Raw genomic sequence first — 13,955 nt, forward strand, 5'->3', positions numbered from 1 at the left:
ATTATGGACATCAATATGGCCAGACTCCCGGCGGACGTCCACGATTCGACACCTGTTTTGGCCGGAAGAAACGGATCGTTTCGCGATCGGGGCGAATTGCACTGGTTCTCGAGGATGCAGAGGTGCGAGATGCCGCCATGTCGCTCTGGATATTCGCCACACTTTTCGCCGCCTCGGTTCAGGCCCTGCGCTTCCTGCTGCAAAAGCGTCTTGCCGTGGGCGGTCTGTCCCCCGTGGCGGCCACATTCGCGCGCTTCGTCTATGCCCCGCCCGCCATCGCGCTTGGTCTGGCGGTCTGGATGGGGGTCAGCGGCACGGCCCTGCCCGCCATCGGCGCGGAGTTCTGGCCTTTCGCGGTGGCCGGCGGCGTCGCCCAGATCCTGGCGACGATTTGTGTCGTGGCGCTGTTCGCCTATCGCAACTTCGCCGTGGGCATCGCGTTTTCCAAGGTGACGGTCCTGCTCACGGTGGCCACGGGCTTCATCGTCCTGGGCGAGACGGTGACCCTGCTGGACCTTGTGGCCATGGGCGTGGGGTTGGTCGGCGTGCTGATCCTGTCGGTGCCGGCACAGGGCGGCTGGCAAGTTCTGAACCGCGGATCGGCCCTGGGCCTCGCTTCGGGGGTGTTCTTTTCGATCTCGGCCGTGGGGTATCGCGGCGCGTCCCTGACCGTCGACAGCGAGGCGGCGCTGGTGCGCGCGGCGGTGACGTTGTGCCTTGTGACGCTGTTCCAGACGGCGATCCTGGCGGCTTGGATGCTGTGGCGGGACCGCGCCGGACTGGTCGCGGTATTCCGGCGGTGGCGGGCGACATCGCTGGTCGGGGCCACGTCGATGGCGGGGTCGATGGGGTGGTTCACGGCCTACACGCTCCAGACGGCGGCCTATGTGAACGCCGTGGGTCAGGTGGAATTGGTCCTGTCGATCCTGATTTCGTGGTTCGTGTTGGGCGAACGACAATCGCGCCGCGAGATCGGTGGCATCTGTCTGGTCAGTGTCAGCGTGATCGCCCTGATCCTGCTGCGCGCCTAGAGGCGGTGAAAGACCGAGGTTTCGCCCGAATTGTCGAAGAACGGCACGCCGGGGGTTTCCTGACCTTCGGCGATCGCCTGCACTTCGGCCAGCACGACCTCGGTGATGAACGGCATGTCAAGGGCGCGGGCCTGGTGCAGGGGCACCCAGTGCAGGTGGCTCAGCTCATCCTCGGCGGCGCTGAAATCGTCGGGGTCACCCAAAAGCGCCTCGGCCGGGGCCAGCAGGAAGCGCGCGTCGAAGCGGCGGGGCCGCGCGGGCGGGGTGATGGCACGGAAGACGAAGCGCAAAGGCGTGGGATCGGGGCAAAGGCCGTCGAACCCGGGCCAGGGGCAGCCGGTGCCGGGGGCGGCGATGATCTGCCCCGTCTCTTCGGCCAGCTCCCGAAGGGCGGCGGCGGCGAGGGCTTCGGGCGGGCGGCTGGACCGGGCGCTCAGCCCCGCGTGGAGCGCGTCCGACAGGGGTGCGGCAAGGCGGACCATCGCGTCGCCCGCATCGACCGCGCCGCCCGGAAAGACGTATTTCGACGGCATGAAGGCGGCTTTGGCCCCGCGTTGTCCCATCAGGACGGACGGCCCCTCGGCCCCGTCGCGCCGCAGCACGACGACCGTGGCCGCGTCGCGCACCGACGGGGCGGCGTCAGTCAACCGCGGCGTCCCCATGGCCGAAGCCATGCATCCGCGCGGCCCATTGGACCCCCACGATCATCCCCTTGAAGCGCGGCAGGAACCACAGCGACAGGACGGTTGCCGCCCCCATGAAGATCACCATGAAGGCAAGCGGCGACGGCTCGTAGGCGGTGTAATAGAACAGCATGGCCGGGCCGATGATGTGTCCGACCACCAGCAGCGTCAGATAGGGCGGCCCGTCGTCAGCGCGGTGATGGTGCAACGCCTCGCCACAGGTATCGCAGTGATCGCGCACCTTGAGATAGTTGCGCAGCATCGCGCCCTCGCCGCAGTTCGGACATTTGCAGCGCAGGCCGCGCCAGATGGCGGTGCGCATTTCGCGGTCATCGGTCTGGGACATGGCGGGTTCCTTCTTACCCCCTTCATCTAGGCTGAACGGGGTCGCGCGGAAAGGGGGGCGCGGCGGTTGCAAAAAAGTTGCGACGGAATGTCCGGCCCCATCCGTGGGAGAGGGGAGCGCATCGCAAAGGGCGATGGCGCATCAGACCATAATGGAGTTCCCATGAAGAAGATCGCAATCCTCGCGCTTGCCATTGCGGCCGGCGCCTCCCTGTCGACGATGGCCGAAGCCCGCGACGGTGGCCACGGGCGGGGCGAACATCCCGCCTTCGAAGAGATCGACGCCAATGGCGACGGTGCGGTGACCCGTGAGGAAATCACAGCGTTTCGCACCACCCGGGGCGCGGCGCGCTTTGAGGCGGCGGATACGGACGGCAACGGCAGCCTGAGCGCAGCCGAGCTGACCGCAGCCGCCCAGGGACGCACCGAAAGCCGTGTGACGCGGATGCTGGAGCGTCTGGATACGGACGGCGACGGTGCGCTGAGCCAGGCCGAGATGGAGGCCGCACGCGAAGGCCGCGGGCAGCGCGGCGACCGGCAGGGGCGCGGCGGCGGGTTCGAGCGCATGTTCGAGCGCGCCGACGCCGACGACAGCGGCAGCCTGAGCGCCGAGGAATGGGCGCAACTGGGCCAGCATCGGGGTGGCCCGCGCGGCCGCAACTGAGCATGATGACTTCGGGGGCGGCGCGGTCGCCCCCGACCACGACGCGCTGCGGAGACCTGATGACCGACACCCGCCAGACCGATGCAGCGCTTCTGACCCTTGCCGGTCAGGGGGACGCGGCCGCCGCGGCGGCGCTGCTGGATCGGCTGGGGCCCCGGCTTCTGGCGTTCTGTCGGCGGATGACGGGGGGCGACACGGCGCAGGCCGAGGATATTGTGCAGGAAGCGTTCCTGCGGCTTTGGCAGAAGGCCCCGGAATGGGACGCGGGCGGCGCTGCGCAGATGTCCACCTGGCTGGGGCGCGTGGCGGCCAACCTGGCCATCGACGCGCGACGGCGGTCGGCCCGGATGACGCCGCTCGATGACGACATGCCGCTGGCCGACGATGCGCCCTCGGCCGTGGCGCGGCTGATCCGGGCGGAGGGGCTGACGGCGTTGGACGCCGCATTGGCCCAGTTGCCCGAGCGGCAGCGGCAGGCCTTGGTGCTGCGCCATATCGAGGGCTACTCGAACCCGGACATTGCGGCCATGATGGGCTGTGGTGTCGAAGCCGTCGAAAGCCTGACGGCGCGGGGAAAACGACATCTGGCGGCGTTGCTGGCGCCGCTGAAACCGGAGTGAGATCGATGCAAGACCCGACCGACACCGACGATCTGGACGCCCTGCTGACGGCGGCGCGCGGCGATGACGCGCCCCTGCCCCAAGGGTTGCGAGCCCGTGTTCTGGCCGATCATGCGCGGGTGACCGCGCCCGTCCGGCCCGTCGGTGGCTTCGGTTTGCGCGGCTGGCTTGCGGGGATCGTCGGTGTGCCCGGCGCTGCGGTTCTGGGGCTGTGGCTGGGTCTGGCGCAGCCCGATCTGTTCTATGGCATCCTGCCGGACGGCGGGGTGGTGGATGGCGGGCTGGCCGAGGAGGAGACGGTCCTTCTCGAAGACCTGTTCGGCACGGACTGGACGCAAGGAGACACCCTATGACGCCGCCCCCCACCCCCAAGGACCGGCCCCGGCGCAACTGGACCCGGTGGGCGCTGATCGCGTCACTGCTGGTCAATGTCCTGATCGCCGGTCTGGTCGTCGGCGCGCTCAGCCAGGGTCGGCCCGAGACGCGCGGCGGCAACGGCAGTGATTTTCGCGGCCCGCCCGAAATCGCGGCCCTGATCCGGGGTCTGGACCGACCGCAGCGCCGCGCCCTTCTGGAGGCGATGCGCGATGTTCCGGGTCTGCGCGAAGGCCGGGGGCGAATGGGGCGGGTGCAGGCCGAGGTTCTGGACGCGCTGGAGGCCGAGCCGTTCGACAGCGCGGCCCTGGAGGCGGCCCTGTCGGACCGGCGGCAGGTTCAGGACGATCTGGCGCGGGCGGGCATCACGGCCTTTGTCGGTTTCGTGGCCGAGATGTCCCCCGAAGATCGCGCGCGGCTGGCGACGCAAGCCCGCGAGCGGGCAGAACGGCGTTCGCGCCGGGATTGAGTTCAGGCAGAGGGGCCCGCGGCGGAATCGGCGAAACGCACCCGGTTGCGGCCCCCGTCCTTGGCCGCATAAAGCGCGCGGTCGACGCGTTCGAGCAGGTCGCCCGGCGCGCCCGCATCGGGGGTCAGCATGCCGACGCCAAGCGACAACGTCACCGAGAGGGTGGCCCCGTCGCGCGCCGGAATGGGCAATGTCTCGACCGTTTCGCGCAGGCGTTCGGCGACCATGCGGACGTGGTCGAGGTCGGTGTCGGGCAGGACGGCCAGGAATTCCTCGCCGCCGATGCGCGCGACCAGATCCTCGGTCCGCAAGCTGTCCTTCAGGCGCTGCGCAACGCGGGCCAGCACCTGATCCCCAACGGGGTGGCCGTGGGTGTCGTTGACCTTCTTGAAGTGGTCGATGTCCATCAGGACGACCCCGGCGCGGATGCCCTGGGCCTGGCAACGGGTGGCGACCTGGCTGAGGTGATGCAGCGCATAGCGGCGGTTGTGCAGGCCGGTCAGCGGGTCGATGACCGCAAGCTTGAGCCCCGTGTCGAGCGTCGTGCGCATCTGGTCGGCGCGCTTCTTGCGGGCCAGCTGCGTGCGCACGCGCATCGCCAGTTCCTCGGACGCCAGCGGGTGATAGCTGACGTCGGCGGCCCCGAGGTCGAGCGCCGTCGCCGCCCGTTCGCTGTCGCCCTTGGGCAGCAGGATGATGAAGGCCGCATGGCGCGTGGCGGGCCGCGACCGCAGTTCGGACATCAGGCGCAGACCCTCGTTGCGTTGCGCCAGATCCGCCTCGATCAGGAACAGGTCGGGGGCGTCGCGTTCGGTCACGGCAAGGGCGGTATCGCGGCCAAAGACGCGGACCTGTTCGCGAAAGAGCGGGCGCAGGCGGTCGCGCTGCACCGGCACCCAACGCGCGTCGGGGCCGCCCACCAGGGCGATGTTGCCTTCGGTGGCGCGCGCCGAAGCCTGAAAGGGGGCCTGGCCACCGGCCTCGGCGAAGCCGTCCAGACCGCTGCTCTGCGCCATTTCGAGAACGGCACCGCCGCGTTCCCTGAAGTCGCGTTCTTCGGACTGGCTGCGCAGGAGCGAGCGCACCCGGGCCAGCAGGGCCACCTCGTCCACGGGTTTGGACAGGAAGTCGTCGGCCCCGGCCGAAAGCCCCTCCATCCGCGATTGCTTGTCTTCGGAGGCGGTGACCAGGATGACCGGAATCGTCGACGTCGCCGGATCGGCGCGCAACCTGCGGCAGGCTTCGGCGCCGGTCATCGCGGGCATCATCATGTCCATGATGATCAGGTCGATCCCGCCGCTTTTGGCCAGATCGATCGCCTCCTGCCCGCTCGACGCCGGAATGACGTCGTAGCGCGCAGCAGCCAGTTTGACCTTCATCACGATCCGGTTGGTCGCAACGTCGTCAACGATCAGGATTCGGCCAGTCATGGCACAGGTGCTCGCAATGTTTTACCCATCGGTGAGACAAGTTATGCAAATATTAAGTTAACAAAAGGTTTCGAAGACATGCCCCAAGGCCCGCTATGACGCAAGATCACGCTGAAGTTATCGCCCTGGGCGCCCTTGGATGGCTGGCCGAGGCAGACCTCCTCGACACCTTCATGTCCGCGACCGGGGCCGAACGTGATGCCATCCGGGCGGCGGCGGAAAGCCCTGAATTTCTTGGAGCAGTGCTCGATTTCGCGTTGATGGACGACACTTGGGTGCGCGGTATCTGCGACGCGCAGAACCTGTCCTACGATTCGCTGCTGCGGGCCCGGGCGGCCCTGCCCGGCGGAGACCTGCCGCATTGGACCTGAGCCGCCGGGCACAAACTGCCATGTCAAATGACGTAGGCCTCGATCACTCCGCGAACCACCAGACGTCGGGCTGAAATCCGATCCAGTCGCCATAGATGGGCAGATTGTCCGCCGGATAGAGCAGGCGCGCGTCGTGGGCGATCCAGCTGACCGGATTGTGCCAGGTCGGGATGACATAGCGCCCGGCGGTCAGGACACGGTCCAGCGCGCGGACAGCGGCGACATAGTCGTCCTGCGTCTCCGAGTTCAGCATGGCGTCGATCATGGCGGAGATCGCCGGATCGTCCGCGCCCATCAGATTGCGGCTGCCGGGGTTGTCGACACCGTCGGGCCCCCAATAGGCGAACTGCTCGTTTCCGGGGCTGAGCGACAGGCCCCAGGAATACCACGTCATGTCGAAGTCATAGGCGTTGGTGCGTTCGGTATACTGCGCGCTGTCGACGGCGACGGCGCGCGCCTCGATGCCCAGACGCTTGAGCGCCTCCACATAGATGTCGACGATGGACTGCACCTCGGACGATCCGGTCTGGACCAGGATCTCGAAGGTCACGGGGCCGTCGGGGCCGGTCAGAGCGCCGCCCTCGATCGTGTAACCCGCTTCGGCCAGAAGGTCGGTCGCGACGCGGATGCCGCCCCGGTTCGCCTCCCGCCCGTTCGTGACCGGCAGAGCGTAGCCGTCGATCGTCCCCGGGAGAAGGTCGTCCGCCATGGGTGCCAGAAGGTCGGCCACGCGCCCTTCGGCCGCGCCGGGGCGCATGCCCAGGACGGAGTTGTCGTAGTAGGACAGGATGCGCGGTTGTGCGCCCGCGTTGATGACGCCGTTGACGTATTCGAAGTTGAAGGCCTGGATCATCGCCTCGCGGACGCGCCAGTCATCGAAGAATGCGCGCCGGGTGTTCATCACAAGCCCGGTCATCCCGGTGGGCCGCTGGTGGGGGATTTCCGACAGCACCACCTCGCCCGAGGCGACGGCGGGAAAGGCGTAGTTGCGCGCCCAGTTGGCGGCGTTGGTTTCGCGCATGGTGCTGATCTCGCCCGCCTTGAAGGCCTCGAAATGCGCCGCGGCGTCGCCGAAGAATTCCATCCGGATGACGTCGATATTGTTGGTGCCCCGGCGGAACGGCAGGTCGGCACCCCAATAGTCGGCGTCGCGCGTCAGCTCGACGTAGCGGCCGGCGTCGACATCGGTCACCACATAGGGCGCGGTGCTGATGGGCAGGTTGTCGATGCCCGACTTGAAGAAGGCGCTTTCGTCGTCAGCGTATTGCGCGGCCTTCATGATCGGCCGGTAGCCGGTGGTCATCAGCAATTCGCGGTCCGGGGTGTCGATGGTGAAGCGGACCTGGCCTTCGCCCAGATCCTCGACGCTTGTGACCTTGGCGAAGGCGGTGCGATAGCGACCGCTGGCCCCCTCCTGCCCCAGGATGTTCCATGACCAGATGACATCGGCCACGGTGACGGGCGTCCCGTCCGAGAACTGCGCATCGGGGTTGAGGGTATAGGTGATGGCGGTGTTGTCGTCGTTTACCTCGACCTTTTCCGCCAGCAGTCCGTAGAGCGTGAAGGGTTCGTCCCAGCTTCGCCCCAGCAGGCTTTCGTAGGCGAGGAAGCGGAGCTGCCACGGGGTGCTGCCCTGAAGGATGTGCGGGTTGAGGCTGTCGAAGCTGCCGACCTGCCCGTCGACGAAGCGACCGCCGGTCGGCGCGTCGGGGTTCACATAAGGCAGGTGGATGTAATCGGCGGGCTGCGCTGGCGCACCGTAAAGGGCAATGCCATGGCCATCTGCGGACACGCTAGGGGCGAGTGCAGATGTGGCGACAGCTGCGCAAAAGAGTGTTCTGAGAAAGCCGATTCGCGCGAAACGATTGAGTTGCATTGTCTTCTCTGCCCCTAAAGCCCTGTTCACTTTGACCTTTATCTTAACCACTCCCGGGATGCCTGCGAAAGATTTGCTTGGACTCCCTGACGTGAGCGTCTATAACAGGGGCACTGCTCGATAGGTTTCTTGCCTGTATGAAACCTGCCTCAATGACTTAGCGCCGGCCTTGTGTCGGCGTTTTTTTTGGCTTTACCCTAAGGAAACCGGGGTTTTGCCTCATTTTGGCCATAGTCCGGGCACGATCCCGCTGATGCACGAATCTCTGCGCAGGCTTTCGCCGACAGGCCCCGGATTTTGGATGAAAGGCGTCGGCTTGCCCGACCCCGGCGCGGACGCGACGGCAGCGGAGTCGCCCTGGCCCCTTCCCTTCGCACTCGCGGCATCTATGGTCATCCTCAATCGAACATCGAGGAGGCCGACATGGCTCTGACAGGAAAAACCGCAGTCATCACCGGATCGAACTCGGGCATCGGGCTGGGTATCGCGCGCAGCTTCGCCGCCGCCGGGCTCAACGTCGTGCTCAATTCCTATACCGACCGCAAGGAAGACCATGCGCTGGCCGAGGAACTGGCCAAGGCGCACGGGGTCGATGTGCGCTACATCAAGGCCGACCTGGCCAAGGGCGACGAAGCCCGCAACCTGATCGAGGAGGCCGGGGCCTGCGATATCCTGGTCAACAACGCGGGCATCCAGCATGTGGCGGGCATCGACGAATTCCCAACCGCCAAATGGGATGCGATCATCGCGATCAACCTGTCGTCGGCCTTTCACACCACCGCCGCCGCCCTGCCGATGATGCGCAAGGCCGGATGGGGCCGTGTCATCAACATCGCGTCGGCCCACGGATTGCGCGCCTCGCCCTACAAGTCGGCCTATGTCGCGGCCAAGCACGGCATCGTCGGCATGACCAAGGTCGTGGCGCTGGAAACCGCTCAGGAGCCGATCACGGCCAATGCCATCTGCCCGGGCTATGTCCTGACCCCGCTGGTCGAGGAACAGATCCCCGACACGATGAAGAAATACGACATGGACCGGGAAACGGCCATCAAGGAAGTCCTGCTCGACCGTCAGCCGTCCAAGGAATTCGCCACCACCGACCAGTTGGGGGGCACCGCGCTGTTCTTGTGTTCGGACCATGCGGCCCAGATCACCGGCACCACGATCAGCGTCGACGGCGGCTGGACCGCGATGTGAGCGGTCCCGAGGCGGGGCGCGACAAGCTCGAGATCGAGGACAGTTTTCTGGACGGCTCCACCTTTCAGCGGGTCAGCCTGAAGGGCGCGGTCATCTGCGACAGCCACCTGATGGAGGCCGAGGTGCGGGACGTGAACGCCACCGGCACGACGTTCGACGATGTGAACCTGTCGGACGTGCGCTTCCATGACGTGAACCTCAGCGGCGCGTCCATCGACTTCGCCAACCTCAGCGGTCTCGTGCTGACCCGCGTGAATATAACGGGTGCGACGCTGGACGGCATCCTGCTCAGCGACATGGTTGCCGCCTGGGATGCCGCGCAGCAGAAAGACACCCCCTAAGAATGACCCACAAACCCCTCAATCTCGCGCTGCAAGGCGGCGGTGCCCATGGCGCGTTTACCTGGGGTGCGCTCGACGCGATTCTGGCGGACGAGCGGATCGTAATCGCGGGAATTTCCGGCACCTCTGCTGGCGCGCTCAACGGGGCGGCGGTGAAATGCGGGCTGGCCCGGGGATCGCGCAGCCTCGCCATCGAGACGCTGGAGGAGGTCTGGACCCGGATCGGCGCGCTGACCGATGAGCGGATCGCCCCCTGGCTCAACAGCTTTTCGCCCCTCGCCGTCAGTCAGGCGGTCGAGATGTCGCCGCTCTATCAGATGGGCGACATGTTCACGCGCAGCGTCTCGCCCTATCTGACCGGTGGCATGAACGAGAATGCCCTGCGGCGCATCGTCGAGGGGATGAACTTCAAATCCATCTGTTCGGACGACGGTCCAGAATTCCACATCGGTGCCACCAACGTGCGCACCGGCAAGATCAAGCTGTTCACCCGGGGCGCCATCACGGTCGACGCCATCCTCGCGTCCGCCTGCCTGCCGACGATCTTTCCGGCGGTCGAGATCGAGGGGGAGTTCTACTGGGACGGCGGCTATACCGGCAACCCGGCGCTTTTCCCGCTGTTCGATCCCAAATTGCCGCGCGACATCCTGATCGTGAACATCAACCCGCTGGAGCGGCCCGAGGTGCCCGTGACCGCCCGCGACATCCAGAACCGCATCAACGAGATCAGTTTCAACACCTCGCTGCTGCGCGAATTGCGCGCCATCGAATTCGCGCAGCGCCTGATCCGGTCCGGCAAGCTGGAACAGGGGGCGATGAAGGACGTGCTGGTCCACATGATTTCGGACGATGCGCTGATGCGGCAATTGTCGGTCGCCACCAAGTCGGTGCCCAATCCGGTGGTGATCCACCAGCTGCGTGCGGCGGGCCATGCGGCGGCGACGGCCTTCCTCGACCGCGATTTCGACGCCATCGGCGAGACGAGCAGCGTCAACCTGACCGAGATGTTCGCCTGACGGGCGGCGCGGGGCGGAACCCGCGACACCGGGCCCGCGTTTATCGCCAGATACATTGACGCAGGAGAGCCATCATGAGCCGCCACCAATTCGCCGAAGACTGGGTTCCGTTCCGCGATCCACTTCTGTCGACCTACCCCGAACTGACCGACGGCGATCTGGCCGAAGCCGACGGGTCCACGGCGGCGCTGGCCCGGACGATCGCTCGCAAGCAAGGCGTCGGCCCCGACGATGCGCAGCGCGACCTGCATGCGTTTCTCGACGGCCCGATGCCCGCCGACGCCTATGCCGACCCGAGCCATGACGATGCCGCCGTTGCCGAAAGCGGGGCCTATATTCCCGAGGGCGAAGATGCTCTGGCCGACGACGCGCGCTTCGGCGATGATGGCAAGGCCGAGAACCCAGTGGGACGCAAGACATGAGAGCATTGATCACGGCGCTGGCGGTGTTGATGGCCCTGCCCGCCGCCGCGCACGACTATCGCTATGATCCGGCGGTCCTTTGGTTTGACGCGCCGAAGACGACCGACGCCGGGGACGCGCGCATCCGCATCGTGTTTCACGGTCAGGAAGGCGCCGCGGCCCTGACTCCGAACCAGTATTGGTTTTATGCCAACGCCTATCGCAACCGGATGATCGAGCTGTCGCGTCACGGCGTTTCGGTCGCGCGGGCAACGCTGCGGGCGCGGCACGATGCGTTTCACGCGACGGCAGCTGCCTATCCCGGAATGCGGGTCGACGGATTCAAGCTGACCGATCTCGACGATCCGCGGCTTACGCCAAGCTGGTGACCCAGAGGATCGTCGCATCCTCGGGCGAGGTGCTGACGACGTTGTGACCCATCGTGGCGTCGTAATAGGCGCTGTCGCCGCGCGCCATGTCGACGGGTTCGTAAAATTCGGTGAACAGACGGATCGTGCCCGTCAAAACCAGCAGGAATTCTTCACCGTCGTGGCGCACCCAGCCGTCGAATTCGTCGAACCGGCGCGCCCGGATCCGTGCGCGGTAGGGCAGCATCGCCTTTTTGGTCAACTGCCCGGCCAGCAGCTCATGTTCATACGTCGTCGTCGCATGGGCCGCGCCCTCGCCCAACCGGGTGATGTCGCGGCGACCCATGATCGCGTCCTTCGAGGGCGGGGTGAAAAGCTGCGGCACTCCGATTTCGAGGCCGGTGGCCAGCTTTTTCAGCGCGTCGAAGGTGGGCGACATCTGCCCATTCTCGATCTTGGACAGCGTCGAGCGCGCCAGACCCGCCTGCTGCGCGGCCTGTTCCAGCGTCCAGCCGCGCGATTTGCGCAATTCGCGCACCCGGGAACCGAGGTCCAACGGCTCGGGCTTGACCTGAGAACCGCTTTCGCGGGCCAGGCGGATCAGACTTGGTTCATCGGCTTTGACCATGCTCGCCTTCTAGGGGCGGCCCGTCCCCCCCGGCAAGCGCGATTATTCCGCCCTGGGGCGGCCTAGACGCCTTCCAGAAGCATGATCTGCGCGTCCCCGGCCCCGATGCGAAATTTCCGCGCCGCCTGGTATTCGGGCGAATCGTAGCAGGCCTGCGCGGCCTCCAGGCTCTCGAATTCGATGACGACGTTGCGTGGGCGGCTTTCGCCTTCGAGACCCACAACCGCCCCACCCCGCGCCAGCACCTTGGCCCCATATTTTTCAAACACTTCGGTCGCGCCCTGGGCATAGAGCCCATAAGAGTCCGGCTCTGACACCGTGACATGGGCGATCCAATAGGCCTTGGGCATCGTTCATCTCCTGCCAATTTTTTACCAGTTGATAAAATTTCAGGTCGTGGCACTCTGGTCCAGAGAAATCTTCACCCGGAGTATGACATGACGGAAGCGATGCGCCTGGATGGAATCCGGGCCGGACGGCTGGGAGCCGATGATCTGGCCCGCAATTTCAGCGACTTGCACGAGCCGTTCGACGCCCACGAAGCGATGGTGGCCGCCGACCGCTGCTATTTCTGCCATGACGCGCCCTGCATCACCGCCTGTCCGACCGACATCGATATCCCGATGTTCATTCGTCAGATCCAGACCGGGATGCCGGAAACTGCCGCCAAGACGATCTTCGATCAGAACATCCTGGGCGGCATGTGCGCCCGCGTCTGCCCGACCGAGACGCTGTGCGAAGAGGTCTGCGTGCGCGAGGTGGCCGAGGGTAAGCCGGTCGAGATCGGTCGTCTGCAACGCTTTGCCACCGATGCGATGATGGCGGCGGGCGAGCACCCCTTCACCCGCGCGCCCGAGACCGGCAAATCGGTCGCCGTCGTGGGGGCTGGCCCTGCCGGGTTGGCCTGCGCGCATCGCCTCGCCCTGCATGGGCACAGCGTCACGCTGTTCGATGCGCGTCCCAAGGCCGGCGGGCTGAATGAATACGGCATCGCCGCCTACAAGACGCCCGGCGGCTATGCCCAGGCCGAGGTCGACTGGCTGCTCAAGATCGGCGGCATCACGGTCGAGACGGGGCGCGCCCTGCGCGACAGCTTGGCGCTCGATCAGCTGCGTGCCGACCATGACGCTGTTTTCCTGGGCATCGGCCTCGGCGGTGTCGGGGCGCTCGGCCTTGCGGGCGAGGATCTGGCCGGGACGGCCAATGCCGTCGATTTCATCGCCACCCTGCGCCAGCAGGACGATCTGACCCAACTGCCCATCGGTCGGCACGTCGTCGTCATCGGGGGCGGCATGACCGCCGTGGACGCCGCCGTGCAGTCGAAGCTTCTGGGGGCCGAGACGGTGACCATCGCCTATCGCCGTGGCCGCGACCGGATGCCCGCCAGCCGCTACGAGCAGGACCTGGCCGCCAGCCACGGCGTGCGCCTGATGTTCGGCGTCATCCCCCATGCGATCCACGGCGACGACCGCTTGCGCGAGGTGGAGCTGGCCTATGTCGGCGACGACATGGCCCCCACGGGCGAGACGCTGCGCCTGCCCGCTGACCAACTGTTCCGCGCCATCGGCCAGAAGCTGATCGCGGTCGAGGGGCTGGCGACCGAACGGGGCAAGATCGCCGTGACAGGGGCGGGCCGCACGTCGCTGCCTGGCGTCTGGGCCGGGGGTGATTGTGCTGCGGGCGGCGAGGATCTGACCGTGACGGCGGTTGCCGAGGGGCGCGACGCCGCCGAAGACATCCACGCAGCACTGTCGGCGTGAGGCGGGCGGGTCTTCTGGCGGGTGCGGCCCTGGCCCTTGGGCCCGGATTGGCCCAGGCGCAGAGCGCCTTCGACGGGGTGTGGTGTGACGCCGCAGCCGGCGAGGCCATGTACCTGCGGGACGGCACGCTCGGCTTCAATGAACACACGGTCTGCGAGACCGATCCGGCCCTGAATATCGGGCAGGCCACCCCCTGGCGCGGGATCGTCGATTGCCGGAACGTCTATGTCATCGAGTTCCGCGACGACGGCACCTTCGACACAGTCGAGATGCCGACCCCCTCGGTGAGCCTGCGGATCGCGGCGCGGGGGATCGACCGGCTGGCCGTATCCGTTGACGAAGGCCCGCCAAACCTCTTTGTGCGGTGCGATGAATGACCG

General features: G+C 66.6%; 19 protein-coding genes. 13 read left to right on the top strand and 6 right to left on the bottom strand.

The features are described from left to right. The first annotated feature begins 122 nt into the window (after positions 1-122). A complete protein-coding gene (locus BM002_RS05660) occupies positions 123-1,031 on the top strand; it encodes a DMT family transporter (protein WP_342707298.1) in 909 nt (302 codons plus the stop codon). Here the strand turns inward: BM002_RS05660 and BM002_RS05665 are convergent. Both BM002_RS05665 and BM002_RS05670 read right to left on the bottom strand, forming a co-directional pair. Then, a complete protein-coding gene (locus tag BM002_RS05665) occupies positions 1,028-1,693 on the bottom strand; it encodes an NUDIX domain-containing protein (RefSeq protein ID WP_092778099.1) in 666 nt (221 codons plus the stop codon). The two genes, BM002_RS05660 and BM002_RS05665, sit on opposite strands and share 4 nt — an antisense overlap. Next, positions 1,671-2,060 carry a DUF983 domain-containing protein gene (locus BM002_RS05670; RefSeq protein WP_092778101.1) on the bottom strand — a complete coding sequence of 130 codons (390 nt, stop codon included), beginning with the start codon at positions 2,058-2,060 and terminating at the stop codon, positions 1,671-1,673. The genes BM002_RS05665 and BM002_RS05670 overlap by 23 nt, the downstream gene beginning before the upstream one ends. A gap of 162 nt (positions 2,061-2,222) precedes the next feature. Here BM002_RS05670 and BM002_RS05675 point away from each other — a divergent pair, with 162 nt between their 5' ends. The 4 genes from BM002_RS05675 to BM002_RS05690 are packed head-to-tail and all read left to right on the top strand — an operon-like array spanning position 2,223 to position 4,187. Further along, positions 2,223-2,723: an EF-hand domain-containing protein gene (locus BM002_RS05675; protein ID WP_175484810.1), complete on the top strand. Its 501-nt coding sequence runs from the start codon at positions 2,223-2,225 to the stop codon at positions 2,721-2,723. 59 nt (positions 2,724-2,782) lie between these two features. After that, positions 2,783-3,343: a sigma-70 family RNA polymerase sigma factor gene (locus tag BM002_RS05680; RefSeq protein ID WP_245749137.1), complete on the top strand. Its 561-nt coding sequence runs from the start codon at positions 2,783-2,785 to the stop codon at positions 3,341-3,343. 5 nt (positions 3,344-3,348) lie between these two features. After that, positions 3,349-3,696, top strand: coding sequence for a hypothetical protein (locus BM002_RS05685; RefSeq protein WP_092778105.1), 348 nt, complete (start codon positions 3,349-3,351; stop codon positions 3,694-3,696). Further along, positions 3,693-4,187 carry a periplasmic heavy metal sensor gene (locus tag BM002_RS05690; protein ID WP_092778107.1) on the top strand — a complete coding sequence of 165 codons (495 nt, stop codon included), beginning with the start codon at positions 3,693-3,695 and terminating at the stop codon, positions 4,185-4,187. The genes BM002_RS05685 and BM002_RS05690 overlap by 4 nt, the downstream gene beginning before the upstream one ends. 2 nt (positions 4,188-4,189) lie before the next feature. Here BM002_RS05690 and BM002_RS05695 read toward each other — a convergent pair whose 3' ends face one another. Next, the gene (locus BM002_RS05695) at positions 4,190-5,617 is read right to left on the bottom strand and encodes a diguanylate cyclase (RefSeq protein ID WP_092778109.1); all 1,428 of its coding nucleotides are present in this window, start codon (positions 5,615-5,617) and stop codon (positions 4,190-4,192) included. 95 nt (positions 5,618-5,712) lie between these two features. On the opposite strand from BM002_RS05695, the gene BM002_RS05700 reads away from it, so the two are divergent. Next, positions 5,713-5,988 (top strand): DUF3572 domain-containing protein, encoded by a 276-nt coding sequence (locus BM002_RS05700; protein WP_092778111.1) that lies wholly within the window; start codon positions 5,713-5,715, stop codon positions 5,986-5,988. A 43-nt stretch (positions 5,989-6,031) separates the two neighbouring features. Here the strand turns inward: BM002_RS05700 and BM002_RS05705 are convergent, their stop codons facing one another. After that, positions 6,032-7,780: an extracellular solute-binding protein gene (locus BM002_RS05705; RefSeq protein ID WP_342707299.1), complete on the bottom strand. Its 1,749-nt coding sequence runs from the start codon at positions 7,778-7,780 to the stop codon at positions 6,032-6,034. Between the two features lie 507 nt (positions 7,781-8,287). On the opposite strand from BM002_RS05705, the gene BM002_RS05710 reads away from it, so the two are divergent. The 5 genes from BM002_RS05710 (at position 8,288) to BM002_RS05730 (ending at position 11,208) form a co-directional block, all read left to right on the top strand. Continuing rightward, positions 8,288-9,061, top strand: a complete 774-nt coding sequence (locus tag BM002_RS05710) for a 3-hydroxybutyrate dehydrogenase (RefSeq protein WP_092778115.1) — start codon at positions 8,288-8,290, stop codon at positions 9,059-9,061. After that, positions 9,058-9,402 (top strand): pentapeptide repeat-containing protein, encoded by a 345-nt coding sequence (locus BM002_RS19255; RefSeq protein ID WP_175484811.1) that lies wholly within the window; start codon positions 9,058-9,060, stop codon positions 9,400-9,402. The genes BM002_RS05710 and BM002_RS19255 overlap by 4 nt, the downstream gene beginning before the upstream one ends. A gap of 2 nt (positions 9,403-9,404) precedes the next feature. Then, positions 9,405-10,418, top strand: coding sequence for a patatin-like phospholipase family protein (locus tag BM002_RS05720; RefSeq protein ID WP_092778117.1), 1,014 nt, complete (start codon positions 9,405-9,407; stop codon positions 10,416-10,418). A gap of 74 nt (positions 10,419-10,492) precedes the next feature. Continuing rightward, complete coding sequence (locus tag BM002_RS05725) at positions 10,493-10,840, top strand: hypothetical protein (RefSeq protein WP_092778119.1); 348 nt, start codon at positions 10,493-10,495, stop codon at positions 10,838-10,840. Continuing rightward, the gene (locus BM002_RS05730; RefSeq protein WP_139212285.1) at positions 10,837-11,208 is read left to right on the top strand and encodes a hypothetical protein; all 372 of its coding nucleotides are present in this window, start codon (positions 10,837-10,839) and stop codon (positions 11,206-11,208) included. Before BM002_RS05725 ends, BM002_RS05730 begins: the two co-directional genes overlap by 4 nt. Here the strand turns inward: BM002_RS05730 and BM002_RS05735 are convergent. Together BM002_RS05735 and BM002_RS05740 are read right to left on the bottom strand one after the other, a co-directional pair. Then, on the bottom strand, positions 11,192-11,815 hold the full coding sequence (locus BM002_RS05735) for a helix-turn-helix domain-containing protein (protein ID WP_092778123.1): 624 nt from the start codon (positions 11,813-11,815) through the stop codon (positions 11,192-11,194). The two genes, BM002_RS05730 and BM002_RS05735, sit on opposite strands and share 17 nt — an antisense overlap. A gap of 62 nt (positions 11,816-11,877) precedes the next feature. Further along, a complete protein-coding gene (locus BM002_RS05740; RefSeq protein WP_092778125.1) occupies positions 11,878-12,165 on the bottom strand; it encodes a DUF1330 domain-containing protein in 288 nt (95 codons plus the stop codon). A gap of 87 nt (positions 12,166-12,252) precedes the next feature. On the opposite strand from BM002_RS05740, the gene BM002_RS05745 reads away from it, so the two are divergent. Further along, positions 12,253-13,575, top strand: a complete 1,323-nt coding sequence (locus tag BM002_RS05745; RefSeq protein ID WP_092778127.1) for an NAD(P)-dependent oxidoreductase — start codon at positions 12,253-12,255, stop codon at positions 13,573-13,575. After that, complete coding sequence (locus BM002_RS05750; protein WP_092778129.1) at positions 13,572-13,952, top strand: hypothetical protein; 381 nt, start codon at positions 13,572-13,574, stop codon at positions 13,950-13,952. The genes BM002_RS05745 and BM002_RS05750 overlap by 4 nt, the downstream gene beginning before the upstream one ends. Positions 13,953-13,955: the final 3 nt, after the last annotated feature.

The organism is Jannaschia pohangensis, from assembly GCF_900113875.1.
GTDB classification, from domain to species: domain Bacteria; phylum Pseudomonadota; class Alphaproteobacteria; order Rhodobacterales; family Rhodobacteraceae; genus Jannaschia; species Jannaschia pohangensis.